24 protein-coding genes and 1 pseudogene are annotated in these 24,140 nt (G+C 72.7%); 9 read left to right on the forward strand and 16 right to left on the reverse strand.

Going from position 1 to position 24,140, the window contains the following annotated elements:
- Nucleotides 1-46: 46 nt before the first annotated feature.
- The 9 genes from PV682_RS17665 to PV682_RS17705 form a co-directional block, all read right to left on the reverse strand.
- The gene (locus PV682_RS17665; protein WP_319730815.1) at nucleotides 47-679 is read right to left on the reverse strand and encodes a hypothetical protein; all 633 of its coding nucleotides are present in this window, start codon (nucleotides 677-679) and stop codon (nucleotides 47-49) included.
- Between the two features lie 3 nt (nucleotides 680-682).
- Nucleotides 683-1,033, reverse strand: a complete 351-nt coding sequence (locus PV682_RS17670; protein ID WP_319730816.1) for a hypothetical protein — start codon at nucleotides 1,031-1,033, stop codon at nucleotides 683-685.
- 9 nt (nucleotides 1,034-1,042) lie between these two features.
- On the reverse strand, nucleotides 1,043-1,420 hold the full coding sequence (locus PV682_RS17675) for a VOC family protein (RefSeq protein ID WP_319730818.1): 378 nt from the start codon (nucleotides 1,418-1,420) through the stop codon (nucleotides 1,043-1,045).
- A gap of 95 nt (nucleotides 1,421-1,515) precedes the next feature.
- Nucleotides 1,516-2,067: a hypothetical protein gene (locus tag PV682_RS17680; RefSeq protein ID WP_319730820.1), complete on the reverse strand. Its 552-nt coding sequence runs from the start codon at nucleotides 2,065-2,067 to the stop codon at nucleotides 1,516-1,518.
- Between the two features lie 21 nt (nucleotides 2,068-2,088).
- Entirely contained in the window at nucleotides 2,089-2,523 is a 435-nt protein-coding gene (locus PV682_RS17685; protein ID WP_319730822.1) for a hypothetical protein, read from the reverse strand.
- Between the two features lie 10 nt (nucleotides 2,524-2,533).
- Complete coding sequence (locus PV682_RS17690; RefSeq protein WP_319730823.1) at nucleotides 2,534-3,310, reverse strand: hypothetical protein; 777 nt, start codon at nucleotides 3,308-3,310, stop codon at nucleotides 2,534-2,536.
- 61 nt (nucleotides 3,311-3,371) lie between these two features.
- Nucleotides 3,372-3,800, reverse strand: a complete 429-nt coding sequence (locus PV682_RS17695; RefSeq protein ID WP_319730824.1) for a hypothetical protein — start codon at nucleotides 3,798-3,800, stop codon at nucleotides 3,372-3,374.
- A gap of 56 nt (nucleotides 3,801-3,856) precedes the next feature.
- The gene (locus PV682_RS17700; protein WP_319730827.1) at nucleotides 3,857-5,416 is read right to left on the reverse strand and encodes a phenylacetate--CoA ligase family protein; all 1,560 of its coding nucleotides are present in this window, start codon (nucleotides 5,414-5,416) and stop codon (nucleotides 3,857-3,859) included.
- Nucleotides 5,413-6,936, reverse strand: a complete 1,524-nt coding sequence (locus PV682_RS17705; protein WP_319730829.1) for a pyridoxal phosphate-dependent decarboxylase family protein — start codon at nucleotides 6,934-6,936, stop codon at nucleotides 5,413-5,415. Before PV682_RS17705 ends, PV682_RS17700 begins: the two co-directional genes overlap by 4 nt.
- A gap of 286 nt (nucleotides 6,937-7,222) precedes the next feature.
- Between PV682_RS17705 and PV682_RS17710 the strand changes: the two genes are divergently transcribed.
- The 3 genes from PV682_RS17710 (at nucleotide 7,223) to PV682_RS17720 (ending at nucleotide 10,295) form a co-directional block, all read left to right on the forward strand.
- Nucleotides 7,223-8,443: a chymotrypsin family serine protease gene (locus PV682_RS17710; RefSeq protein ID WP_319730831.1), complete on the forward strand. Its 1,221-nt coding sequence runs from the start codon at nucleotides 7,223-7,225 to the stop codon at nucleotides 8,441-8,443.
- An 82-nt stretch (nucleotides 8,444-8,525) separates the two neighbouring features.
- Entirely contained in the window at nucleotides 8,526-9,719 is a 1,194-nt protein-coding gene (locus PV682_RS17715; protein WP_319730833.1) for a PTS fructose transporter subunit IIC, read from the forward strand.
- A 33-nt stretch (nucleotides 9,720-9,752) separates the two neighbouring features.
- Nucleotides 9,753-10,295, forward strand: a complete 543-nt coding sequence (locus tag PV682_RS17720; RefSeq protein WP_319730835.1) for a YciI family protein — start codon at nucleotides 9,753-9,755, stop codon at nucleotides 10,293-10,295.
- Between the two features lie 98 nt (nucleotides 10,296-10,393).
- Here the strand turns inward: PV682_RS17720 and PV682_RS17725 are convergent, their stop codons facing one another.
- On the reverse strand, nucleotides 10,394-11,629 hold the full coding sequence (locus tag PV682_RS17725) for an MFS transporter (protein ID WP_319730837.1): 1,236 nt from the start codon (nucleotides 11,627-11,629) through the stop codon (nucleotides 10,394-10,396).
- A gap of 201 nt (nucleotides 11,630-11,830) precedes the next feature.
- Here PV682_RS17725 and PV682_RS17730 point away from each other — a divergent pair, with 201 nt between their 5' ends.
- Nucleotides 11,831-12,199 (forward strand): cytidine deaminase family protein, encoded by a 369-nt coding sequence (locus PV682_RS17730; RefSeq protein WP_319730839.1) that lies wholly within the window; start codon nucleotides 11,831-11,833, stop codon nucleotides 12,197-12,199.
- A 1-nt stretch (nucleotide 12,200) separates the two neighbouring features.
- Here the strand turns inward: PV682_RS17730 and PV682_RS17735 are convergent, their stop codons facing one another.
- On the reverse strand, nucleotides 12,201-12,776 hold the full coding sequence (locus PV682_RS17735; protein ID WP_319730841.1) for a TetR/AcrR family transcriptional regulator: 576 nt from the start codon (nucleotides 12,774-12,776) through the stop codon (nucleotides 12,201-12,203).
- Nucleotides 12,777-12,910: 134 nt separating this feature from the next.
- On the opposite strand from PV682_RS17735, the gene PV682_RS17740 reads away from it, so the two are divergent.
- Together PV682_RS17740 and PV682_RS17745 are read left to right on the forward strand one after the other, a co-directional pair.
- A complete protein-coding gene (locus PV682_RS17740; RefSeq protein WP_319730843.1) occupies nucleotides 12,911-13,672 on the forward strand; it encodes an NADPH-dependent F420 reductase in 762 nt (253 codons plus the stop codon).
- Nucleotides 13,673-13,704: 32 nt separating this feature from the next.
- Entirely contained in the window at nucleotides 13,705-14,211 is a 507-nt protein-coding gene (locus tag PV682_RS17745) for a GNAT family N-acetyltransferase (protein ID WP_319730845.1), read from the forward strand.
- Nucleotides 14,212-14,269: 58 nt separating this feature from the next.
- Here the strand turns inward: PV682_RS17745 and PV682_RS17750 are convergent, their stop codons facing one another.
- The 4 genes and pseudogenes from PV682_RS17750 to PV682_RS17765 all read right to left on the reverse strand — a co-directional run bounded on the left by PV682_RS17750 (nucleotide 14,270) and on the right by PV682_RS17765 (nucleotide 19,159).
- The gene (locus tag PV682_RS17750; protein WP_319731051.1) at nucleotides 14,270-15,283 is read right to left on the reverse strand and encodes an MSCRAMM family protein; all 1,014 of its coding nucleotides are present in this window, start codon (nucleotides 15,281-15,283) and stop codon (nucleotides 14,270-14,272) included.
- Nucleotides 15,269-16,825, reverse strand: a pseudogene (locus PV682_RS17755) (MFS transporter); the annotation flags it as partial. The pseudogene PV682_RS17755 and the gene PV682_RS17750, both read right to left, overlap by 15 nt.
- Nucleotides 16,826-16,930: 105 nt before the next feature.
- A complete protein-coding gene (locus PV682_RS17760) occupies nucleotides 16,931-17,407 on the reverse strand; it encodes a MarR family winged helix-turn-helix transcriptional regulator (RefSeq protein WP_319730847.1) in 477 nt (158 codons plus the stop codon).
- Between the two features lie 90 nt (nucleotides 17,408-17,497).
- Entirely contained in the window at nucleotides 17,498-19,159 is a 1,662-nt protein-coding gene (locus tag PV682_RS17765) for a BCCT family transporter (RefSeq protein ID WP_319730849.1), read from the reverse strand.
- A gap of 494 nt (nucleotides 19,160-19,653) precedes the next feature.
- On the opposite strand from PV682_RS17765, the gene PV682_RS17770 reads away from it, so the two are divergent.
- Together PV682_RS17770 and PV682_RS17775 are read left to right on the forward strand one after the other, a co-directional pair.
- Complete coding sequence (locus PV682_RS17770) at nucleotides 19,654-20,517, forward strand: phosphotransferase enzyme family protein (protein WP_319730851.1); 864 nt, start codon at nucleotides 19,654-19,656, stop codon at nucleotides 20,515-20,517.
- Complete coding sequence (locus PV682_RS17775; protein ID WP_319730852.1) at nucleotides 20,514-22,391, forward strand: ABC transporter ATP-binding protein; 1,878 nt, start codon at nucleotides 20,514-20,516, stop codon at nucleotides 22,389-22,391. Before PV682_RS17770 ends, PV682_RS17775 begins: the two co-directional genes overlap by 4 nt.
- A gap of 43 nt (nucleotides 22,392-22,434) precedes the next feature.
- Here PV682_RS17775 and PV682_RS17780 read toward each other — a convergent pair whose 3' ends face one another.
- Entirely contained in the window at nucleotides 22,435-22,986 is a 552-nt protein-coding gene (locus PV682_RS17780; RefSeq protein ID WP_319730853.1) for an AMIN-like domain-containing (lipo)protein, read from the reverse strand.
- A gap of 118 nt (nucleotides 22,987-23,104) precedes the next feature.
- Here PV682_RS17780 and PV682_RS17785 point away from each other — a divergent pair, with 118 nt between their 5' ends.
- Complete coding sequence (locus tag PV682_RS17785) at nucleotides 23,105-23,662, forward strand: DinB family protein (RefSeq protein WP_319730854.1); 558 nt, start codon at nucleotides 23,105-23,107, stop codon at nucleotides 23,660-23,662.
- The last annotated feature ends 478 nt before the right edge of the window (nucleotides 23,663-24,140 follow it).

The raw sequence follows: 24,140 nt of genomic DNA on the forward strand, positions 1-24,140 counted from the left end.
CAGAAGGTGTCCTAGTCGAGGCGGGCCGCTCGCTCCGCCTGCGGCGTCAGAACCCGAACATCCCCCAGACGCGGTCCGTGAGTTGCCGCTCCGTCATCGTGACGTCGACCCGCACGACCGGCAGGTGCAGGCGGCCGGTCTCCTCCTCAAGCCGTTCGACGAACATCGCGTCCCGCTCCGCGAGATTGCGTGCGGCCTTCTCCGGGTCGCTGGTCCGCCAGACGAACCCCTCGCCGGGAGCCGACCGGCCCGAGACGGCCGCTTCTCGGAAGGCGGGCGTCGGGAGGAGCCAGACGGCGTGGTGCGCGGCGGGGAGCAGGGGGTGGACGAGGTGGGGGAGGAGGCGGAAGCCCTCGACGATCACGGGCCGGTCCCGGGGCAGGCGCAGCAGGTCCTCGACGATCAGGCCGAAGCCCTCGCCCCGGTACCAGTGGAACGTCTCGAACATGGTGCGCGGCGACCGGTCCACCCACCGCTCGTCCATGGACATCGCCATGAACTCGTGCAGGAACGGCGCCTGCCGGGGCGTGGTGCGCTCGGCGTGGTCCGGCATCGTGTCGTCCGTGACGTACAGACGCAGGCCCTGGCGTACGGCGAGCCCGCGGGCGATCGTCGACTTGCCGGCGCCGGGGCTCCCGCCGATCCAGTACACGTGACGCAGCCGCGCGGCGAGGTCCACCGGTCAGTCCCCCTGGGACCACGCGGCCACCGGCAGCGACAGGTACACGCCGAAGTCCTCAAGACCCGTCGCCGACGCGATCCCCGCGTGCAGTGCGTCCACCCGCTCCTGACGGTTCCTTGCCCGGCTCTCGAACCACTTCGACCGCACCTCGATCACGACATCGAGCCCGCAGCGGTCGTACGGCCCGAGCGAGCGGAACCGCAACTCCACGTCCCCCGGCTGGAGTTCCCCGTCGTAGGGCTCCTCGGGACACTCCACGGCGACAGACACGAGATGGGGGAGGACGGCACCGAGCTCACGCAAGGTGTCCGGAGCGACGTGCGGGGCGTAAGTGATCTCCACGAGCGGCATCGAGCCACCCTAACCGTGGCCGTCGGTGTAGAGGCAGAAGGGATGCCCGGCGGGGTCGAGCAGGACACGGACGTTGCTCTGCGGCTGCGACTCGGCTTCCCTCGCCCCGAGTTGAAGCGCATGCCCGACGGCGACACGGAGATCGATGACCTCGAAGTCGAGGTGCGCGCTCATCCGCGGGGAGCCCTCGTGCGGGGGCCAGACCGGAGGGACGTACCCGTCGGCACGCTGGAAACCGAGATACGCGACGCCCTCCGGGGGTGCGACCGCGGCCCCGTCGGCGTCCTCCTTCACGATGGGCCAGCCGAGCAATTCCGCGTAGAAGCGGGCGAGTTCGTGAGGATCGGGCGCTTCGAGAACGACACCCCACCAGTCGTGCCGGGCCATACGCGGTACACCGGGATCGGGGTCAGGCCGCCCGCGCACGACGCCTCACACCCCGGCCGGCGTACGGCACACGGCAACCCCAAGCCTCACGCATGTCACACCGCCACCACCCGCAGCGCCGGATGCTCCTCGGTGTTGAGGTACACCCGCTCCTTCTTGCCGTCCTGCTCCAGCTCCACCACGAGGCGGTAGCGGTACAGCCCCGGCTTCGCGGTGCTCAGGACGGTGCCGGCCCAGTAGGAGTAGACCGGGGTCATCGGGGAGCGCATGCGGTCCGGGCCGCCGTAGATCTTCAGCTCGGTGAGCAGCTTGGTCTCGGCGACGTCCTCCTCGTCGCCCTCCTCGACGTCCAGGACGACGATGGCGGTGATCCTGGGCATGGGCGGCCAGGTGCCGTCCACGCGCCGTTCCATGTCGATCGGCCGGATGATCCAGTTGATGACCTGGCCCTGCTTGCAGAGGGTCTCCAGCCGGTGCGTGCCCTGGCCGACGCCGCCGATGCTGTTGTCCATCATGTACATCGCACCGCTCAGGGTCCGGGTCGCGACCGCCTTCTCCATGTCGACGAGCGTGACGATGTTGAGCTGGACCGAGTTCAGCTGGCCGGGGTTCTGCTTCTTGCGGGCCGGTTCGAGCGTGGCGCTCATCGACTCCTCCTTCGGGTGCGCCTACCCCACCAGGGACGGCGACTGGACGGCGGTGATCGGTTCGGTCCTCGTGCCCACCTGGAAGCTGATCCGGTAGGGGACGGCGCCGTCGAGGTCCGTCTTCACCTCGGCCGTCCAGAACGAGACGTCGGTGCCCGGGTACACCTCGCGCCGCGGCTCGCAGACGTCGCTGTCGATGTCGATGGCGGCGATCGCGACATGGGCCTCGCACTCCAGGGCGATCGTGCTCCACAGCAACTGGTCGCCCTGCTTGACCTTGGTCCGCAGCTCGCCGGTGCCGAACCCCGTCGAGCCCGCCGCCTTGTTGGTGTCGTAGAAGTAGACCTCGCCCTCGGTGCTGTCGCTCGCGAGGACTCCGACGGCGTCGACGACCGCGGTGATGGTGATCGGCCGGGCGGCGGGCGCCGGGCGCTTCGGCTCGGTCTCCTTGGCCATCTGCTGCTCCTCAGCTCTGGGGCGGGACGGGGAGGTAGCCCAGGCCCGCCCTGGTGAAGCCGTTGCGCTTCGCCTCGGTGGTGATCTTGAGAGTGGACCGGCAGGTGAAGTTCACCGGCTCCCAGCCGACGTCCCCGTCGCGCGCCACCAGGTCGTGCAGCTGGACGCGCAGCGTGTACGGGTAGACGCCGGGCCGCGAGGTGTCGACGGAGGCCGCCCAGTACCAGCCGTCGGTGACCAGGTCGGGGGAGCCGTACTCGGCCGGGTACATGATCTTCTCGTCCACGGCCTGGCCGTAGATGTCGGTGATGACCGGCGGCGGATACGTGTGCGCCTGCCCGGCGACGTCGGTGACGAGATTCCCGGTGACGTCGAGGACCTTCTCGCCCGGGCGGCCGTCCCCGCGGCCCCTGGTCCGCTTGCCCAGTGTCTGGCGCAGACGCTCCAGGCGGGCGGCGTCGGGCACGCCGGGGCTGTTCAGGACGGCCTCCAGATCGGCCAGCGCCTCCTCGTCGCTGAACCGGGAACGCTCCGCCCGGTAGCCGCGCGGAACGCTCGGCGGGAGCGAACCGAGGCTGTACGGCAGCCAGTTGAGGACCTGCTCGGTCGCCTGGGAGCCGTCCATCCAGTGCGACCCGTTGATCGCGGAGACCAGGTTCTCGGTGCCCTGGTTCTCGGAGCCGTGCAGTTTCTGGTTGTCGAACCAGTAGGTGTTGCCGCTCAGCGTCCTGTCCGCCAGCGCGTTGGCGGTGTCCACGAGCACGATGATGCCCAACTGTTGAGGCATGGACCTGCCTTTCTCGTCGAGGGTCTAGGGCCGAGGGGCGAAGGCTTCGCGACCGGCCCGGTCACACGCACATCAGCGCAGGCGAGTCGACGTACATGACGCTGTTCCTGCCCTCGTACATCTGGAGCTCCAGCCGGTACCTGTGCGCCACCCCGACGCCCATGAACGGGGGCACGATCCCGGCCCAGATGTCGAGGTCGAGCTTCTCGCCCTCCTCGTCCCAGTGCGACGGCCGGTAGGCGTCGTCCGCGCCGGGCGCGCCGAGGAACGTGATGCTCCTGATCTCCACGGGGGTCTGGAGGTCGACGGCGAGGGCCTGCCACCGGACGACCTGGCCCGGCCGTACGACGGTGCACAGATCCGGCGTCCCCTGCCCCGTGCTGTGGAAGGGGCCGTCGTCCACGAGCGACAGGTTCCCGTTGAGGAGGGTGCGGTCGGAGAGCGCCCCGATGCAGTCGACCAGGGCGACGACGTTGACCTGCGGTTTCATACTGGCTCCAGCCTGGAGGTGAGCGTCCGGGAGAAGGGGAGGGCGCTTACGGTCCGCTACAGTCCGCGGTCCCGGACCAGCGGCACCTTGCCGACGTCGGTCCGCTCGATCTCGGGCGACCCCTTGACCACGAACTGGACGCGGAAGCCGTACCCGGTCCGGTCGATCGCCGCCGGATTCGCCTCGCCGTGGTTGAACAGCGACAGGGCCCGCGGCAGCACGTCCAGGAAGACCCGCCGCACCCCCTGCGGACCGAGCACCGCGTCCGTGCGGTACGCCGCCTCCCGCGCGTTGTCCACCGACACGAGGAGCGTGAGCAGCTTCGCCTCGCGCCGGTTGACGAACTGCACCTCGTGGGCCACCGCGTCCAGATCCACCGCGCCGGCCGCCCGCAGCTCCTCGCCGAGCCCGGCCAGCGCGGCCGTCGCCGAGTACTGGCTGTCGTTGAGGTGCAGGACGTCACCGGTACGCCCCGCGAACTCGAACCGCTCAGCCTGCACGCCGGGCCCCCGCGGCCGGGGCCTGCGGATCATCCGGTCGCCCAGCTTGAGCCGCAGCAGCGGCGCCTCGTGCGCGTGCAGCCGCGTGACCACCAGCTCGCCCTCGGCGCCCTCGGGGACCCAGCGGCCCTGCTCGTCGACGATCTCGACCAGATGCAGACCCGGTACGGCCGACAGCTCGGGCACGGCGGGGTCCAGCTGGAGGCCGATGGTCTCCGCCTGCGTCGCCGCGAAGTAGCTGAGGATCTCCACGTTCGGGTAGACGGCGCGCAGCTCGGCCCGCTTGCGCTGCGGCAGCACCCCGCTGCCGTACAGGGCGAGCCGGAAACTCTCCCGCGCCGCCCGGTTCATGCCCGCGCCGAGGTCGCTGAGGATCGCGATCCCGGCGGTGATCCCCATCAGGGCCTTCGGCCCCGGGTAGGAGAACATGTGCTCCAGGACCGGGGCGGTGACCGGGCCCGCGCCCACGTAGTTGACGCCCGGCACGTTCTGGAGGACCCCGCCGACCATCGTGCCGCTGCTCCACATCTGGTAGTCGGCCAGCGTGGTGTACAGCCACTTCGGGCCGGCCCCGGTCAGGCGCGGGGCGAGCTGGTGGGCGCCCAGGAAACCGCCCGCGACCCGGTACGTGTCCCACAGCTCCCGCAGCGAGTACACCGTCTCCAGCGGACGCCCGCTGGAGGTGCCGCCGCTCGCCACGATCTCGAACCCGCCGCGCTCCAGCGGCACGACCATGCCCTCGCGGCCGTCCATGAAGAAGTCCCGCTGGACCTCCTTGTCCGCGAGCGGCACCGCCTGCCACTCGTCGAGACCGCGCGGCGCCCCGGTGATCCCGGCGCCGCGCAGCGTGCCGCGCCACAGGGGGTTCAGCAGGACGGTGTGCACCATCTGCTGGAGCCGGCGCAGCACCAGCGCGTCCTGCACCGCGTACGGGACCTCGCTGTACGGCGTCCCCAGGGCGTGCGCGCACGCGCGCATCTTGCTCCTGAACGACGGGAGTTGCTCGACGGCGTCGACGGAGGCGGGCCGCCACTCGTCGTCGGGGATGAGCCGGGCCGCGAGCCCGGCGGGGTCCTCCACGGGCAGGGCCGGATGCGGGAAGGCGGTGGTGGTCATGGTGCGTCCCCTGTTCGTCGCCGCAGCAGTTCCCGTCCGGTCCGGCGGATCTCGTCGAGCAGCATGCGGAAATGTACGGGCGTGATGTCGTGGTTCATCACGACGATGCGCAGCGCGGCGACACCGCCGATGTCGACCTTCGAGATGAAGAATTTCCCGCGCCGCCGCACGCGGTCCCGGATCGCCACCTGAAAACCGTGGACGTCCTTTTCTTCGAGGCCGTCCGGATGGTGGCGGAAGCAGAGAATGTTGGATTCCGGCAGGTGCAGGGTGCGGAAATCCGGCTCGCCCTCGACGATGCGATGGGCCTCCCCGGCCAGCCGGCACAAGCGCTCCGTCTTCCGTGCGAAGAGCGCCGGGCCGAACAGGGCCCACAGCGTCCACAGCGTCATGATCATGGGGCGCTTGGTGCACTCGAAGTTCTTGTCCCCGCTGTCGAGTTCGCCGTGCGCTTCGGGGTGCTCGTCGAAGACGTAGCTCGCCCGCTGGCGGAACGCGCCCAGGCTCTGCGGACCGTCCCGGTAGAAGAGCAGGGTGCACGGCGCGGGCACGTACATCATCTTGTGCGCGTCCCAGGTCAGGGAGTCGGCCTCCTCGATCCCGCGCAGCCTGTCCCGCAGCCGCTCGGAGACCAGCAGGCTCGCCCCGTGCGCCCCGTCCACGTGCAGCCACATGTCCCGTTCCCGGGCGAGCGCGGCGAGGTCGGCCAGCGGGTCGAAGGCGCCGACCGCCGTGGTCCCCGCCGAGGCCACCAGGCAGAACACCTTCAGGCCGCGCTCCCCGGCCCCCTCCAGGGCGGCGCGCGCCCCCTGCACGCAGATCCGCTGCCGGCCGTCGAGCGGGAGCCGGACGATCTGCCCCGCGCCGATGCCCATCACACCGGCCGCGCGCTCCACGCTGTAGTGCACGTCCGCGCCGACCGCGATCGCGGGCCGCCCGGCCCCGCCCTGCGCGGCGCCGCCCTCGGCCCAGTACGTCGGGAAGTGCCGGTTGCGCGCCGCGAGCAGGGCCGTCAGATTGGCCAGCGACCCGCCCGACGTGGTCACCATGGCGAACGTGCCGGGCTCCCAGCCGATGAAACGGTTGAGCTCCTCGGCCATGATCCGCTCGGCCACGTTGGGGAGTTGACCGGCCTCGTAGAAGGAGGACGGCTGGCTGACGGCGGAGCTGACGAAGTCGACGACCGCGGCGAGGGGCACGACCCCGGAGAACTGGCGCCCCATGTAGCCCGGAGAGTACACGGGGATCCCGGTCCGCACGTACAGGTCGAGGATCGCCTTCAGCCGCCGCGCGTCGTACGCCGGGACCTGCCGCGACTCGCTCGTCATCAGGGCGCGGGCGGCCCGCGACAGCACCTCCGGGTCGGTGAGGTCCAGCCCCCGCACCGAGCGGTCGGTGAGATTCCCCTCCAGGACGGCGAGGGCGGTTTCGGAGCTCTCGCGGAAGACGCCCGCGTCGAAAGCGGCGGTGAAATCACCGGCGCGCCGCCGCGATACGGGAAATACGGCCGGGGTGTCCACGGAAAGCAGAGGAGCGACTGAATGCTGAGAGTCCGTCAAGGCATCCGCTTCAAAAGTGCGAACATGTGGTCGATGCGCCCCCGGTGAAGCACGGGAACGGGAGAATCATTCCGCCTCGCGGATTCACCCGTCCAGCCGTATCACCCGAACGATGGACCCGTACCTGTGTCCACGGGCGCGCCCACTGATCGCCGGCTGTGATCAGACCGTCGGGCCGTCGTCACGAACCTCCGGTTCCTTTGCGCACGTATCCCCCCTCCGACAAGTGAATCGAGGAGCCGTGCAAGTGAGACACCGTCCGATCCGGCTGGTCCTGACGGCGGTTGCCGCGGGCGTGCTCGCCGTGGGCGCGCCGACCGTCGCCCTCGCGTCGGCCACCGCCCCGGCGGCCGTACCAGCCGCTCCCAGCGAGAGCCAGTGGAAGCAGCTCGACCACCTCGCCGCCACCCCCGCCGTGCTCGGCGTCGCGGACTCCGGCACGGTGCTCAGGCTCGCCGCGGGCACACCGGACGCGGTCAGGGCCAAGGTCGAGAACCTGCTCCCGGCGAACGCGCGGACGACCGTCCAAGCCAGCCGGTTCAGCAAGGACACCCTGGACAAGATCCAGACGACGGTCACCGACCGCACCTGGAACGCCGACGCCGACAAGTACGGCGTGGCCAGCTCGTACGACGCCGCCACCGACAGGGTGACGGTCTACACGGACGCCCCGGACTCCGTCACGAAGTCGCTGACCAGCGCCTATCCGGGAGCCGTCGACATCCAGCACGCCCGCCTCGAACCCCAGCAGAGCCGCTTCGCCGACGCCCAGCCCTTCTGGGCCGGAGCCGCCCTGATCGGGACCGAGGGCACCCAGGCCTACAAGTGCACGGCCGGCTTCGCCGTCAAGCAGCACACCACCGGCCACCTCTACATGACGACCGCCGGGCACTGCTACGGCAACCTGACGCACGTCTACAGCCGCGGCCAGAACAACGGCTTCGGCAACTGGGTCGGCCAGGTCACCCGCCGCAACCAGAACATCGACACCGAGCTGCTGTCCGGCAACACGGCCAAGCCCTACGACAGCTTCATGTTCACCGGGGGCCTCGCCGGCAGCGGCGCCTCGATGTTCGTCCACGGGACGGAACTGCCCGACAACGGCACCAAGGTGTGTGTGAGCGGCTCCGTGTCGTTCAACCACTGCGGCCACCCGATCTCCAACAGCAGGTTCAGCATCTGCTACTCGGGCGGCGTCAACTGCATCCGGGACGGCAAGGGCTTCGTCTACGACCAGGGCGGCACGAACTGGCCGGCCTACGACAACGGGCAGCTGACGCAGCCGGGCGACTCCGGCGCCCCCATCTACACGACGGACGACACCGAGTCCGGCGCGTGGATCGTCGGCGGCCACTCGGGCGTGGTCTGGCAGGCGTCGAGCCCCTGCCACTGCTCGCGCGAACACATGGTCGGCGTGAACATCGCGGCCATCACCCAGGACTTCGGGGTCGACGTCGTCACCAGGTGACGTCCCCGGAGCACCAGCGTCGCCGGCCGCTTCCCCCACGTCGGCCGGCGACACCCCCCTCACTTCCCCTACTGGAGCCACCATGTCCCGCCCCCGCAAGCCCGCCCGCCCCCAGCGGGACGCCGCCCCGACGCCGCCCGTCGGCCTGAGAACCGGCCGCTGGCGGGCCGCGGGCGTCCCCTGGTTCGCCCCCTTCACCGGGATCGCGGCGACCATGAGCGTCCTCGCCCTCGTCATGGCGGGCCCCGGCCTCACCGACACCGCCGACCGCATCCTCGCCGAAGCCGACTGGACCCGGCCCCACACCTGGGCCGCGCTCCTGCTCAGACTGGGCGCCAGTGGCCTGGGCTTCCTGCCGGTGGGCCTGGCGGCCTACCTCGCGTACGGCATCGCCGGGCGGCCCGCGCTGGTGCCCGGCCTGCTGGGCGGCATGGCCGCCATGGGCGTCCAGGGCGGCGTCCTCACCGGGCTGCTGGCGGGCCTGGTCGCGGGCGGGGCCACCCTGGCGCTCGCCCGGATCCCCCTGCCACCGGCGCTGCGGGACCCCGCCCCGGCCGTACTGGTCCCGCTGGCGGCGAGCCTGGTGACCGCCGCGCTGGTCATCGCGCTCGTCGGGGAGCAACTGACCGCGCTCACCGGATGGCTGCACAGCAAGCTCGTGTGGCTGGAGTTCAACCACCTCGTGCTGACCGGCGCGCTCCTGGGGCTGATGGTCTGCTGCGACCTCGGCGGCGCGATCGGCAAGGCGGCCGTCGCCTTCGGCATCGCGGGCGTGAGCGGCGTCGACCCCGCCAAGTTCAACCCGACCGACATGACGATGATGGCCGCCGTCGTCGCGGCCGGCATGGTGCCCGCGCTCGGCATGAGCCTCGCCACCCTCGTCCGCGGCAAGCTCTTCACCCCGGCCGAACGCGCCTACGGCAAGGCCGCCTGGCTCTTCGGCGCGGCCTGCGTCCCCGAGGGCGCCGTCCCCTTCGCCCTCGCCGACCCGCTGCGGGTGCTTCCGGCGGGCATGGCCGGCGGGGCCGTCGCCGGGGCCCTGACCATGACCTTCGACGCCACGATCACCGTCCCCTACGGCGGTGTCCTCGCCGCCGCGGACATCGGCAGGCTGCCGCTGTTCCTGTTCGCCGTCACTGCCGGAACCCTCGTCACCGCCGCGACCGCCGTCGTCCTCAAGGGCCTCGCCGCACGCCCCGCCCCGCTCCCCGTGACCTCCGCGCCCACGATCCGCCGCAAGACGGCCGGCGCCGCCCGAGGCCCGAAAGCCGTTTGAGCCACCGCCCCCGCCCGGCGATGATCACCGCTCATGGAGTTCTTCTGCTACCACCGCGACCGCTCCGGCTCCCTCCCGCTGCGCCGCCGGCTCACCGAAGCCCACTGGTCCTACATGGACGGCTACACCGCCGAACTCATCGCCCGTGGCCCCACCTTCGCCGAGGACGGTGAGACCCCCACCGGCAGCGTCCACATCGTCGACCTCCCCGACCCGGCGGCGGCCCGGGCGTTCGCCTTCGACGAGCCCAACTACCAGGCCGGGGCCTACCGGGACGTCCTCCTGCGGCGCTGGCGCAACCTACTCGGCCGGACGATGTGGGACTTCCCCGGCGGCCGGACCGGCGGCAACCGCTACCTCGCCCTCGGCCTCGCCCCCGACCCGGGCACGGAACTCACCGTTCCGCAGGACACCGCCGACCTGATCGCCTTCGGCCCCCTCCTGTCGGACGACGGCACGACCTGGCTGGGTACGGCGGCCCTGCTGCGCGCCCCCGACGCGCGGACGGCACGCGGGGTGCTCGGGGGACACGCGCAGACGGAGGTGCACGACTGGGAGTTCGGCGGCCGACGCTGAGGCGAGGGGGAGGGCGAGGGGCGCTACGCGGGGCAGGGCTGGGCGGCGAACAGGGGACGCGCCCTCCCGGAAGTCCGCGCAACCCGGACACCCCGCCCTCACCCGGCCTCCGTCACCCCCCGCCCCTTCAACCGCCCGCCCCACCACCACAACCCCGCCGCGGCCACCCCGAGCCCCACCGTCACCACCCCGGAAACCCCCAGCACCCCCCGCGCCCCCAGCGCCGCCGTCATCGGCCCGCCCAGCGCCGCCCCCACCGGAGCCGCCGTGAGCAGCACCGCCATGCGCGCCGCCAGGACGGTCGTCAGCCAAGCCGGTGGCGTCCGCTCCTGGAACAGGGTGAACGACAGCGCGGTGAACGGCCCGTAGACGACACCGCCCACCCCGAAGCAGACCAGCGTCACCACGGCGGGTGCCCCGAGTCCGAACGGGACGAGCATCACGCCCCACCCCACGACGATCCCGACGGTCACCGGCCACAGCGGAAGCCGCCGCAGGGCCCCCGCTCCGAGCGCCCCCAGCACGGCGCCCACCCCGAAGAGCATCCAGTAGAGGCCGAGCAGCCCGGCCCCGGCGCCGAGATCGTCGGTGACATGGAGGGGGAGGGCGACCTCGACGGGCCCGTACAGGAAGTTGAACAGCCAGGTCAGCGCCAGCACGCCGAGCAGCTCGGGCTGTCGCCGCAGCAGCCGCAGCCCGTCCGCCGTGCGCCCCGCGTCGACGGGAGCGTCGGTCACCCCGCCCCCCTCACGCAGCCGCCCCACCTGGACGGCGAGCACGGCGAACGACAGCGCGTCGACCCCGATCAGCCACGCGGGCCCCACCCACGTCACCAGGAGCCCGGCGAGCGCGGGCCCGAGGATGATGGAGGCGGAGGCGCTGGAGCTGAGCAACGCGTTGGCGGCGAGCCGCTGTTCGGGCGGGAGCAGCTGAGGGACGAGCGAGTACTTCCCGGCCCCGCCCCACGCGTGCAGCACGGACGACCCCGCGAGCAGCGCGACGTACAGCACGGGATGCAGCACCCCCGCCGCCCAGGCCGCCGGCACGCACCCGAGCATGACGGCGCGCAGCCAACTGTCCACCACGACCAGCCTCTTGGGCGCGAGATGCCGCAGCCACCGCCCGAACACCAGCGCCCCCACGGCCCCCGGCAGCGCGTACGCCGCGACGGCCGCCCCCACCACGAACCCGGCCTGCCCCTCGGGCGCGATCAGCACCCCCAGCCACGCCACCGCGACGACACTCATGCCGTCCCCGAGATCGGAGACGGCCAGCGCGGGCAGCAACCGCCTGAACCCGCCGTGGGCGAACAGGGGTTGATAGGTCCGGGGCACGAGCCGACGAGGCGAGAGGAGAGTCACCGGCCAAAACTAAGGGACCGCCCGGAACCCGCTCGCGGCGCCCGGCCCCTGGCGCGCAGCCGCCCGGTTCGCGCACCGTCGGCATCAGGGACCCCGCGTCGAGGGCCTGCCGGGCTCAGCCGGTGGACGCAAACCGCTTGCGCCCGCCCACCCCCGGCGCTGATCGTGGCCCGCGTGGACCATGAACTCGTCGAAGCCGCCGCCCACCTCGCCCGCACCCGCTGCCACGGCGACAACCACACGATGGCGGCGGCCGGCCGCGCGGCCGACGGCCGGATCGTCACCGCCCTGAACGCCTACCACTTCACCGGCGGCCCCTGCGCCGAACTCGTCCTCATCGGGACGGCCGCGGCCCAGGGCGTCCACGACCTGAGGACGATCGTCGCCGTCGGGGACCGGGACCGGGGCGTCGTCCCGCCGTGCGGGCGCTGCCGCCAGGTCCTCCTCGACTACTTCCCCGGCATCGAGGTCATCGTCGGGGACCGGGCGCTGCCCATCGGAGACCTGCTGCCCGAGAGCTACGTGTGGGCCGACCACCAGTGACTCACCGCGTGCTGTAACCGGTCTCGATGAGCTGCCGCAGGGTCGGCAGCGCGTCGCCGTCGACGGGCGCGCCCTCGGCCCAGGCGAGGAACAGCGCGGCGAGGAAGAGGTCGCGGCCCTGGACGGCCGGGCGGGCCGTGCCGCGTTCCCGGGCGGCGGCGAGGAACTCGTCGGTGACGGCGAGGAGTTCCTGGCAGGAGACGGACAGCGGCGAGTCGCCGTGGGCCAGGGCCGCGAGGACCGGCGCGGGCAGCCCCGTGAAGGTGCTGAAGTACTTCTCCAGCGTCAGCAGCCACCGCCGCAGCGCCTCGTCGGCATCGTCCACGGCCCGCAACTCCTCACGCCCGGCGAGGAGTTCGGCCGCCGGGGCCTCCAGGGCCGCCGCGAGCAGCGCCTCCCTCGTCGGGAAGTGGCGGTAGAGCGTGGCCGGGCCGACCCCGGCGTCCCTCGCGATGGCCTCCAGCGAGGTCCCGGCTCCGTACCGCGCGAAGTGGCGCAGCGCCGTGTCGAGGATCCGGGCCCGGTTGCGCGCGGCGTCGGCGCGCGGTTTGCGGCACGTCGTCGGGGTGGTGTCCATGGTGTTCCTGTTCCTGTCGAGCGGCTCGAACCAGTCAACCACCACGCCAAACGGACGCTGTCTCCGTTTGGCGTGATAGAAAGTGGAAGGTGCCTCCGGATATCTGTCCGGGCCCTCGTCGAACGGAGTACGCCATGCCCCGCACCCTCGGACTCATCGGCAGCGGAAACATCGGAACGGCCGTCGCCCGTCTGGCGGTCGCCGCCGGCTGGAACGTCGTCCTCAGCAATTCCCGAGGCCCCGAGACCCTCGCCGGCCTGGTCGCCGACCTCGGCGAGAAGGCCCGCGCCGCCACCCCGGCGCAGGCCGCCCGCGCCGGTGACCTGGTCGTGGCCACCGTCCCCCTGTACGCCTACGACAAGCTCCCCGTCGACGCCCTCGACGGCAAGACCGTCCTGGACACCCTCAACTACTACCCGGCACGCGACGGGCAGCTGCCCGAGCTCGACGCGAACGACCTCACCAGCAGCGCCCTCGTCCAACGGCAGCTCCCGGGCTCCCGCGTGGTCAAGGTCTTCAACAACATCGGCGCCCACCAGCTCGTCACCCTCGCCCGCCCGGCCGGCGCCCCCGACCGCAGCGCCCTGCCCATCGCCGGGGACGACCCGGGCGCCAAGAAGGAGACCGCCGACCTCCTCGACGCGCTCGGCTGGGACGCCGTCGACGTCGGCTCCCTCGCGGAGAGCTGGCGCGTCGAGCCGGAGTCGCCGGTCTACGTCAAGGTGTACGCGGGTGAGGCCCCGGAGGGACTGTCCCCGCTGGAGTGGTTCGGCTGGGCCCAGCAGAACCCCGGCGTCACCGTCCCCGCCGACCGCGTCCGCGAACTCGTCGAGTCCGCCGTACGTGGCCCGGCGGGCGGCGTCGTCCCCAAGGGCACCTTCCCGGAAAGGCGGTAGAACGCCCCGGAGCCCTGTGCTTCGATACGGCGGTGAACACGAAGAACACGGTCAGGCCCCGTACGGACGACGACGTCGCCGCCTGCGTCGAAGCCCTCGCCGACGTCCACCGGCAGGACGGCTATCCCGTCAACTGGCCCGAGCGCCCCGGGGATTGGCTGAGCCAGGCGTCGGGGCTCGGCGCGTGGGTCGCCGTGCTCGGCGGGCGCACCGTCGGTCACATCGCGCTCAACCCCGGCGGCGAGGGGGACGTGGCTCCCGGTCTGTGGGGCGACCCCGGTACGACGGCCGTCGTCAGCCGCCTGTTCGTCGCCCCCTCGGCGCGCGGCCACGGCATCGGCGCGCGGCTCATGGAACGGGCGGTCGCGGAGGCGCGGGGGCGCGGACTGCACCCGGTGCTCGACGTCGTGGCGACCGACACGGCCGCGGCGGCGCTGTACGAACGGCTGGGCTGGAAGCTGCTGGCGACGGTCGAGCAGCGGTGGAGCGCGGAGCAGACGGTGACCGTGCACTGTTACGCGGCACCGCCGACGACGTGACACCGGGGCGGGCGGCGGCCGGAACACCGTCGCCCACCCCGCGTTCACGGCGTGCGCCTCACTCCCCGGGATACGACAGCTCGATGTCGTACCCGTCGACCCCGGCCCCGCCCACGGTGACCTGGCCGGCCCGCGGCGGGTAGCCGGTCGCGGTCACCGTGTAGGCGCCGCCGTCGAGGTCCGTGAACGCGTATCCGCCGTCCGCCCCGGTGACGACGGACGCGACGACGTTGCCGGCCGCGTCGACGAGGGTCACCGAAGCGGCGTTCACCGGCCGCCCCGACGCGGTCACCGCGCCCCGCACCCGCGCCCCGGGCGCCAGCTCGACCTCGGCCCGCGTCATCCCGCTCACCGCGACCTCGACGGGCAGCGCGACCGGCCGGAACCCGTCCGCGCTCACCGCGACGGTCACCGGCCCCGGCCCGAGACCGCCGAACCCGAACCCGCCGTCGGCGCCGGTCACGCCGGTCGCGATCACCTCCCCGCGCACATCGGCGGTCACGACCAGCGCGCCCGCCACCGGCTCTCGTCCACCCACCGCGCGAACCGTCCCGGCCAGCCCGCTCGCCCCGGCCAGCGGTACGTCGCAGGCCACCGGCTCCCCGCCGACGGTGACGGTCACCGCCCGGGGCCGGTACCCCTCGGCGGAGACGACGAGGATGTAGCTCCCGGCGCCGGGCGCGTCCACCGCGTACGACCCGTCGGCACGGGAGACGGCCCGGCCGAGCTGGCGTCCGCCGAGCGAGATCAGGGTGACGGCGGCGTGGGGGACGGGAGCGGACTCGGTGCCGTGGACGTGGCCGGAGACGGCAAGTCCGGTGCCGGTGGGGGGAGTTGCCGCGCCGGAGGCCGCCGCGCCGGGAGCGGGCGTGCCGGAGCCGCCCGCACCCGAGCCGGCGGTGCCGAAGGCGGCCGTGTCCGAGCCGCGTACGCCCGAGCCGGCGGTGCCGAAGGCGGCCGTGTCCGAGCCGCCCGCACCCGGGTCGGCCCCTCCAGCCACCGCGTCCCCCGCGCCCGACGACGCGACCAGCACCGGCTCCCGCGCAGCCGTCCGCCCCCGCAGCCCCGCCACGGCCAGCGCCGCCCCGGCCAGCGCCAGCACCCCGGTCACCACGGCCGCCGTATGGACCCCCGCCATGAACGCCCCATGACTCCCCTCGACGACAGCGCTCCGCAGCGACCCCGGCATCGACTCCGACACCGGCGCCACGCCCATCGAGACCGCGTCCTTCGCCTCCCCGAGCCCCTCGGCGACAGGGCGCGGGACGCCCGCGCCGGTCAGCTCGCCCGTCAGCGTGGAACCGACCCTGCTGCTGATGACCGACACCAGGACGGACGTCCCGAGCGCCCCGCCGACCTGCAAGGACGTCGCCTGCAACCCGCCCGCGACACCGCCGTCCCGCACGGGCGCGTTGCCCACGATCGCGTCCGACGACGCGGACATCACCATGCCGACGCCGAGCCCGAGGGCGACGAACGGCGGCCACATCGTGGCGTACGAGGAGTCCGCGCTCCACGCGAGCATCGTGAACGCGGCCCCGCCCTGGAGGACCATCCCGAGCGGCATCGTGACCCGCGCCCCGAACCGCTCCGTGAGCTTCGCGCCCAGCGGCGACGCCAGCATCGACGCGAGGCTCAGCGGCAGCGTCCGCACCCCCGACTCGACGGGCGTGAACCCGCGCACGTTCTGGAGATACAGCATCACGAAGAAGATCACCCCGAGCAGGATGAAGAAGTTGAGCGCGGTGACGACCGCCCCGACGGTCAGCGCCGGGCTGCGGAACAGCCGCATCGGCAGCAGGGGATGGGCGACCCGCGTCTCGTACCAGCCGAACAGGACGAGTACGGCGATCCCGCCGCCGATCGCGCCGAGCGTCCCGCCCGAGGTCCAGCCCCACGTCTCGCCCTTGACGACACCGAAGACCACGGCGAGGAGCCCGCCCGCGAGCAGGGCGACCCCGGGGACGTCGAACGTCTCACCGGCCGCCGCCTCGTTGCGGGACTGCGGCAGCACGAGCAGGCCGAAGACGAGCGCGACGACACCGATCGGCGCGTTGATGTAGAACACGGACTCCCAGTTCACGTGCTCGACGAGCAGCCCGCCGACGATCGGCCCGAGCGCGGTCGACACGGACGAGATCATCGCCCAGATCCCGACGGCCATCCCGAACTTCCGCGGCGGGAACACGGCCCGCAGCAACGCGAGCGTGTTCGGCATCAGCATCGCCCCGAACAGCCCCTGCACGGCACGGAAGGCGATGACGCCCTCGATGGACCCGGCGAGCCCGATCGCCACGGACGCCGCCGTGAACCCGGCGACTCCGACGAGGTAGAGCGTGCGGCGCCCGAGACGGTCACCGAGCTTCCCGCCGAGGATGAGGGTCGCGGCGAGGGCGAGGAGGTAGGAGTTGGTGACCCACTGCAACTCGGCGGTCGTCGCCTTCAGATCGCGGGCGATCTCCGCGTTGGCGATCGACACGACCGACCCGTCGAGGCCGACCATGAACAGGCCGAACGCGACGGCGACCAGGGTCAGCCACGGGTTGGCGCGCAGGTCGCGGGCAGGTGCGGTGGACGGGGGTGCGGGCGCTGTGGAGACAGCGGTGACAGGCATGGGTGAGAAGTCCTCATGACGTACCGGCGCGCTGGAGGGGCGCGCGTGAACATGCGGGAGAAGCACGCCGGCCGGGGCGTGCGGAAGAAAGGGAGAAGCGGGGGATCAGTCGTCGCGCAGGGCGTCGGTGAGTGTCACCAGAGCGCTGAGCGCCGAACCGAGCGCGTCCAGATCGCCCTCGGTGAGGGTCCGCAGCGCGGCCGAGATCCGCCGGGTGACCAGATGGTCGACCTCGGTGATGCGGCGCCGGGCCTCGGCGGTCACGCGCAGGCGTGCCACCCGCTTGTCACCGTCGTCCTGCCGCCGCTCCAGCAGTCCCGCTGCGGTGAGCCGGGTGACCAGGGCGCTGACGTTGTTCGGCATCATCCGCAGCGCGTCCGCCGCGCTCTGCACGGTCGCCCCATCGTTCTCGGCGACATAGTGCAGCAGCGCCAACTGCCGCTCCGGCGGCTTGGGATACGGCAACGACCCGTCGAGATGCCGTTTCACCGCCCGGTTCAGCGCAGGCAGACACGCCGCGAGGCCCTCGGCCACCCGGTCGGCGCTGCTGGGGCTCGGCTGAGCCCCACTGATTCCGGACACCCGGGCAGGTTATGTATGACGAGACACCTATGTCAACATAGGTATTGGGCGGGGGTGGGCGGGAAGCCTCGCGCCCACCCCCTCGTGGCCTCAGGACGGCGACGTCGGGCCGATGCGCAGCTCGAACTCGCCGTCGTACTTCTCGTGGCCGGCGATGACGGCGGTGTCGATGGCCTCCTCGCCCCGGCGGCCCCGGACGATGAGCGGGTCGTGGCGCAGGTCGCGGGTGAGGGCGACGCACAGGCCGACCATGACGAGGGTGAAGGGGGCCGCCGCGAGGATCGTCAGGTTCTGGAGGCCGGTCAGCGCGTCGCCGCCGCCCCCGCCGACCAGCAGCATCACGGCGGCGACCGCGCCGGTCAGCACGCCCCAGAAGACGACCACCGCGCGGGTCGGCTCCAGCGAACCGCGCTGGGAGAGCGTGCCCATGACGATGGACGCGGCGTCGGCGCCGGAGACGAAGAAGATGCCGACCAGGACCAGGACGACGACGCAGGACAGGGTCGCCGCCGGGTACTCCTGGAGCATGCCGAACAGGCGGCTCTCCGGGGTCGTCGCGTCGGCCAGCTGCCCCTGCTCGCGCAGCCGCATCGCCGACCCGCCGAAGACCGCGAACCACAGGAGGCTGACCGTGCTGGGGACGAGGATGACGCCGCCCACGAACTGACGGATCGTCCGGCCCCGGCTGATCCGGGCGATGAACATGCCCACGAAGGGCGCCCACGAGATCCACCACGCCCAGTAGAAGATCGTCCACCCGGACAGCCAGTCGGAGACGCCCTCGCCGCTGGACGCCTGCGTACGGCCCGCCATCTGCGGGAGATCCCCGAGGTAGGAGCCGATCGAGGTCGGCAGCAGGTCCAGGACGAAGACGGTCGGACCGGCGACGAACACGAACACCGCGAGGGTCAGCGCCAGCACCATGTTGATGTTCGACAGCCACTGGATGCCCCGCGCGATGCCCGACACCGCCGACGCGACGAACGCCACGGTCAGCACGGCGATCACCCCGACGAGGACCCCGGTGCCGACGCCGTCCATCCAGCCCAGCTCCGTGATCCCGCTGCGGATCTGGAGCGCGCCCAGGCCCAGCGAGGCCGCCGAGCCGAAGAGCGTCGCGAAGATGGCGAGGACGTCGATGACCTTCCCGATCCAGCCCTCGGCGCGCCGCCTGCCGATCAGCGGGGTGAAGACGGCGCTGATGAGCTGCCGGCGCCCGCGCCGGAACGTGCTGTAGGCGATGGCGAGCCCGACGACCGCGTAGATCGCCCAGGGGTGCAGCGTCCAGTGGAACAGGGTCGTGGCCATCGCGGTCTCGACGGCCTGCGCGTCGCTGGTGGGGGAGGTGCCCGGCGGCGGGGACGCGAAGTGGGACAGGGGCTCGCTGACGCCGTAGAACATCAGGCCGATGCCCATGCCGGCGCTGAACATCATCGCGATCCAGGAGACGGTACGGAACTCCGGCGTCTCGTTCTCCGCGCCCAGCGTGATCCGGCCGTACCGGCTCGCCGCCAGCCACAGCGCGAACACCACGAACCCCGAGGCGGTGAGGACGAACGCCCAGCCCGCTTTGTCGATCAGCCCGGTCAGCAGGTCGCCCGACACCCGCTCCATCGTCCCGGTGGACACGGCCCCCACCAGGACGAAGGCGAGGGTGACGACCGCCGCGACCCCGAACACGACCGGGTCGGTGCCGCTCGCCTCCCCGTCCTGTTTTCGCAGAGCACGCTCCTCCGCCGTCGTTCCCGGCATGCGCCGTCCTCTCCCGGCCGGACGCCACCGGCCATCCGAAGCCATCACATCGCGAAACAGACACCACGATGCGGAACAGACTCCCGCCGCTTCGACACCCCGTCAACCCTTCGCGCAGACCATCCCGCCGAGGCCGGTGCCGTCGTGCAATCCCCCGTTCGGGCGACCTCCGCGGACCCGTCCCCTCCACGGGTGAATCGAACGGCCCGCCGCTTTGGCGGCGCCTGGCCGAACCGGGCGCGGTCGAACTTGCGCTCGACGCATCGCCCGGTCCCACCCGTATCGCCGCTGTGAGCAGGGGAGTTGTGCGGGTGATCCGTCCGATCCCGCTACCGAGGAGAAGCCATGCATCCCGTCCGCCTGCTCACCGCCCATCGGCCCGCGTTCGAAAATCCCCCCGCCCGGGCCGTCCGCGCCACCGGCTTCCGCCGCCCCGTCGACGTCCGCCGCGCCCTGTTCTCGTCCGCGTCACGACCGTCATCGAGGTGGGGAGCATGACCGCGCCCGCACCCGCCGTCCTCGCCTGGGCCGCCGCCACCCTCGGCGCCCGCCCGGCCGTCACCGACGCCTCCCGCCCCCACCACGACTCCCGCGTCTGGAAACTGACCCTCCCCGACGGAGCCCGCTACTACCTCAAGATCTCCCCGCGCCCCCTGGCGTACGAGCGCGAGACCCTCGCCCTGCGCCACGCCGCCCCCGCCCTCGGCGCCGGCCACGCGCCGATGCTGCGCGCCTCCGACGCCCACCACCTCGCCCTGCTCCTGACGGCGGTCCCCGGCCGCCCCGTCGAGCAGCAGGCACTCACCCCCGCCGAAGAGGCCCGCGCCCACCGGCACGGCGGAGTCCTCCTCGCCCGCCTCCACCGGGCCGGCGACCTGTCAGGACCCCGCCGCAAGGAAGCCGCCCAGGCCCTGCGCGCCGCCGCCGACGGAGCCGGCAACCACCTGCCCCGCGCCGGGCTCACGCCACCCGAACACGGACTCGTCCGCGCCCTCGCCGCCCGCCTGCGCACCCTCCCGCCCCTCCCGCTCGCCTTCACCCACGGCGACGCCCGCGACCACAACCTCCTGTGGTCCCCAGGCCACGCCCAGGCCGGCTGGATCGACTTCGAGCGCTCCCGGTTCGCCACCGCCGTACAGGACTTCGTCCACCTGGCCTGCACGACCTGGACCGACCGCCCCGACCTGCGCGCCGCGTTCCTCCAGGGCTACGGCCGCGACCTCACCCCCACGGAGAAACAGGCCCTGACCTGCCTCGCCGCCATCGACGCGGTGGGCTGCCTGGCCCACGACGACCCCACGCTCACCGCACGGGGCCGCCGCACCCTGGACCGGCTCATGGCGGGGGTGTTCGCATGACGCTCCCCGCCGCCCGCACGGAAGTCCCGCAGCCCTCCGCGCCGCCCGAACTCGACTACAACGGCCGCAGGCACCGGCACGCCATGGACGACGCGACCCTGCGGGACATGGCCCGCCGCATCCCCACGGCACTCCTCCAGACCGCCCGCCTCGCCTGGCGCGTCGACCGCCGCATGGTCACCACGATCGCCGCCTGCCAGCTCCTGTCCGGCATCGGTACGGCCGTGATGCTCGGCGCGGTCGCCGAGGCCCTGCCCCGCCTCATGACCGGCGACCCCCGCGAGAGCCTCACCCGGGCCTGGCCCGCCCTCGCGCTCGCCGTCGCGGCGATGGCGGCCGGCGCGGCCCTGGCGATCCTCGCCGACTGGGCCACCCGCCGCCTCAACCCCCAGGTCGCCTCCGCCGCCGACCTCACCCTCGTCGACCTCCACATGCGCGCCGAACTCGCCGCCTACGACACCGAGGGCTTCCAGGACCGCAGCCAGGCCGCCGAGATCGGCGCCCTGCGCGCCGTCGACCTCGCCGACGACGCCAAGACCCTCACCAACGGCCTCGTCCAACTCCTGTCCGCCGCCACGGTGCTGACGTCCCTGCATCCCCTGCTGCTCGGCGTGCTGCTGCTGTCCGTCGTACCGCGCGGGCTCGGCGGCGTGATCGCCGCGCGCATCGACTACCGCGTCCACGACCGCACGATCTCCGCGCGCAACGTACGCGGCATGATGCGCTGGTGGCTCACCACGGCCGAACTCGCCGACGAACTGCGGGCCAACACCATGCGGCCGTACCTGCACTCCTGGTACCGGGCGATGTGCGACCGCGTCGAGGGCCGCGAACTCGCGGGCGCACGCCCGTACTTGCTGGTGACGGCGCTGGCCGCGGCGCTGGGCGGGCTGTTCACGCTCGGGATGTGGGTGTCGCTGGCGGGCCTCGTGCTCGCCGGGGCGATGTCAACGGCCTTGGCCGGGACCGCCGTTGTCGCCTCGCAGACCGCCGGGCGCGCCCTCAACTCGATCATCCGGTACAGCACCGTGATGTTCCACCACGGCCTCTACCTCTCCGACTACCACGACTTCGTCGACGAGGTCCGCGCCACCACGACCGCACGCGGTACGGCGCAGGCCCCCGCACCCCGCAGCATCCGCCTGGAGGGCGCCGCCTACACCTACCCCGGCAAGGACACGCCCGCCGTCGGACCGGTCACCCTCACCCTCAACCGGGGTGAAGTCGTCGCGCTGGTCGGGGAGAACGGCGCCGGGAAGTCGACGCTGATCCGGATGCTGACCGGCCTGACCGTCCCCACCGAGGGCCAAGTCCTCTGGGACGACACCGACGTGGCCGTCACGGACGCCGAGTCCGTGTGGCGGCACGTCGGGCTCGTCCCGCAGAAGAACGGGCACTGGCCGCTCGCCGCCCGCGAGAACATCACCCTCGGCCAGCCCCGCGAACACGGCGACGACCGGATCTGGGACGCCGCCCGCCGCGTCGGCATGGCCGAGGCGCTGACCGCCTTGCCGGAGAAGCTCGGCACGCTGCTCGCCCGCTCGGTCTGGGGCGGGCACGAACTCTCCGGCGGCCAGTGGCAGCGCCTGGCCTGTGCCCGCGCCCTCTACCGCGAACCCGCCGTCCTCGTCCTCGACGAGCCGACCAGCGAGATGGACGCGCGCGGTGAACACACCGTGTTCCGGGAGCTGCGCGCCCTCGCCCCCGGCCGCATCACCGTCGTCGTCACCCACCGCCTCGACAACGTCCGCATGGCCGACCGGATCCTCGTCCTCGACCAGGGGCGCATCCGCGAACAGGGCACCTTCGACGACCTCGTGACCATGGAAGGGAGCCTGCTGGCCGAGCTGTACGCACTGTCCCAGGACCGCTGACCGACGAGGCGTGCCCCGCAGCGCGGGGCACGCCTCACCGCGCTCACCAGGAGTGCGCCACGTCCACCACGAGCCGCCCGTCCAGCTGGAGGACCCGGAAGGGCAGCCGGGCGCGGGTCCCGATCCCGAACTGGCTCTGTCCCTCGAAGGATCCCGCGTACACGGCGTCGCGGAAGGTCGGATACCCGACCGGCTTCGGCGCCGGACCCGGATAGGTCGGCGTCCCCGTCCACGGGTCGTACGCCGGTGCGCGCACGACGACTTCGAGGATCGCCCCGCCGGTCACCGGGACCGGTTCGCCGGAGGGGTCCTGGATGAGCGCGTCGACGTAGCGGACGCTGTAACCGAGCTGGCTCGCCGTGGCGCCGGGGACGTCGACCACGAAACGGTCGTAGCAGTCGTGGGTCCCGATACGGACGTCGGTGATGAACTCGCCCGACGTGCTGGACCAGTTGTTCTTGGCGAGGCTGCCCCAACCGGTCGGACAGGCGACGGCCGCCCGCCCCGGCGGCTCCGCCGAGACGGCGGGCACGGCGGCGGCGCCGAGCGCTGCGGTCGTCAGCGCGGTGATCGTGATGGCAGTGCGTCGTAACACTTTTTCCCCCACGTGTTCAGGTGTCCTGCTGTGCGGGGTGAGACAGCCGGAGCGGCCCGAAGGTTGTGCTGCGGGCGCCGGTGAAAATCGTTGGCGCGACCGCTCGCCGCCCGCCACCATGACGCGCATGAGCGACACTCCCGAACGATGGACCCGGGCCACCGTCTACCCCGACATGTGGGTCGATCCGGACGACGACCCCCGCGAGGGCGACAGCCCGGACGGCGAACTGGCGACCCTGCTGGACTTCCTCTCGGGATACCGCCACACCCTGCGCATGAAGTGCGAGGGCCTGACCCCGCAGCAGCTCGCGGACCGTTCGGTCCCCCCGTCGACGATGTCCCTGCTCGGCCTGGTCCGCCATCTCGCCGAGGTGGAGCGCGACTGGCGCGGCTGGATCGGAGAACCCCTGCCCAAGCTGTACGGCGCACGTGACGCCGACTTCGACGGCGCCGTCGCCGACCAGGCCGTCGTGGACGCCGCGTACGCCGACCTCGAACGCGAACAGGCCGCCCTCGACGCCGAGTTGGCCGCCTTCACGGACCTCGGGCAGCGGGCGGGGGAGCGGGGGATCGCGATCCGGGAGCTGATGGTCCACCGGATCGAGGAGTACGCCCGGCACTGCGGACACGCGGATCTGCTGCGGGAACGGATCGACGGGCGCGTCGGGCAGTGAGGGCGGTGGGCGGGTCGCCGGAAGGCGTCCGACCGGGGGCCTCCTGACCGCAGCACCCCGGCGGACCCCGCCTCGCCGGAGCTGCCCCGCCACTGCTGTCCGCGGCGACGCGGAACACGCCGCTCGGACTCCCCGTCCCCGTCGATGTGCGGGATGTCCATGACGAACAGCCCCCCCGGGCGCGACCATCCCGACGATCTCGTGGGTGTCGACGGGCAGGCCGTCGGGGTTGCCGACGTACGGGCCGAAGGCGACGCCCGCCGAGAAGCTCGCGGTCTTCGCCTGGTCGGAGATGCCGACAGTAGATCCGGCCGGACGTGACGGACCCGGTGACGGAGGAGGGTTTCGGCGGCCTCTGGCCGTGCACGGTCCGCTCGGCCGGTTCCCTGATCTCCGCGCGCCGGCACCGCCAGCCGGAGGCGGTGGCGGCCCGGGTGCCGTCGAGCCTGGTGAACGGGTCGGGGAGCAGCGGCCGGGA

It is taken from the genome of Streptomyces niveiscabiei (assembly GCF_033794345.1).
Classification (GTDB): domain Bacteria; phylum Actinomycetota; class Actinomycetes; order Streptomycetales; family Streptomycetaceae; genus Streptomyces; species Streptomyces niveiscabiei.

Bases quoted from the DNA above. Each gene is read 5' to 3' on its own strand.
- PV682_RS17695 (WP_319730824.1), bottom strand. From the start codon at position 3,800: ATGAAACCGCAGGTCAACGTCGTCGCCCTGGTCGACTGCATCGGGGCG.
- PV682_RS17670 (WP_319730816.1), bottom strand. From the start codon at position 1,033: ATGCCGCTCGTGGAGATCACTTACGCCCCGCACGTCGCTCCGGACACC.
- PV682_RS17740 (WP_319730843.1), top strand. From the start codon at position 12,911: ATGCCCCGCACCCTCGGACTCATCGGCAGCGGAAACATCGGAACGGCC.
- PV682_RS17785 (WP_319730854.1), top strand. From the start codon at position 23,105: ATGACGCGCATGAGCGACACTCCCGAACGATGGACCCGGGCCACCGTC.
- PV682_RS17675 (WP_319730818.1), bottom strand. From the start codon at position 1,420: ATGGCCCGGCACGACTGGTGGGGTGTCGTTCTCGAAGCGCCCGATCCT.
- PV682_RS17680 (WP_319730820.1), bottom strand. From the start codon at position 2,067: ATGAGCGCCACGCTCGAACCGGCCCGCAAGAAGCAGAACCCCGGCCAG.
- PV682_RS17700 (WP_319730827.1), bottom strand. From the start codon at position 5,416: ATGACCACCACCGCCTTCCCGCATCCGGCCCTGCCCGTGGAGGACCCC.
- PV682_RS17720 (WP_319730835.1), top strand. From the start codon at position 9,753: ATGGAGTTCTTCTGCTACCACCGCGACCGCTCCGGCTCCCTCCCGCTG.
- PV682_RS17735 (WP_319730841.1), bottom strand. From the start codon at position 12,776: ATGGACACCACCCCGACGACGTGCCGCAAACCGCGCGCCGACGCCGCG.
- PV682_RS17685 (WP_319730822.1), bottom strand. From the start codon at position 2,523: ATGGCCAAGGAGACCGAGCCGAAGCGCCCGGCGCCCGCCGCCCGGCCG.
- PV682_RS17690 (WP_319730823.1), bottom strand. From the start codon at position 3,310: ATGCCTCAACAGTTGGGCATCATCGTGCTCGTGGACACCGCCAACGCG.
- PV682_RS17715 (WP_319730833.1), top strand. From the start codon at position 8,526: ATGTCCCGCCCCCGCAAGCCCGCCCGCCCCCAGCGGGACGCCGCCCCG.
- PV682_RS17765 (WP_319730849.1), bottom strand. From the start codon at position 19,159: ATGCCGGGAACGACGGCGGAGGAGCGTGCTCTGCGAAAACAGGACGGG.
- PV682_RS17775 (WP_319730852.1), top strand. From the start codon at position 20,514: ATGACGCTCCCCGCCGCCCGCACGGAAGTCCCGCAGCCCTCCGCGCCG.
- PV682_RS17770 (WP_319730851.1), top strand. From the start codon at position 19,654: ATGACCGCGCCCGCACCCGCCGTCCTCGCCTGGGCCGCCGCCACCCTC.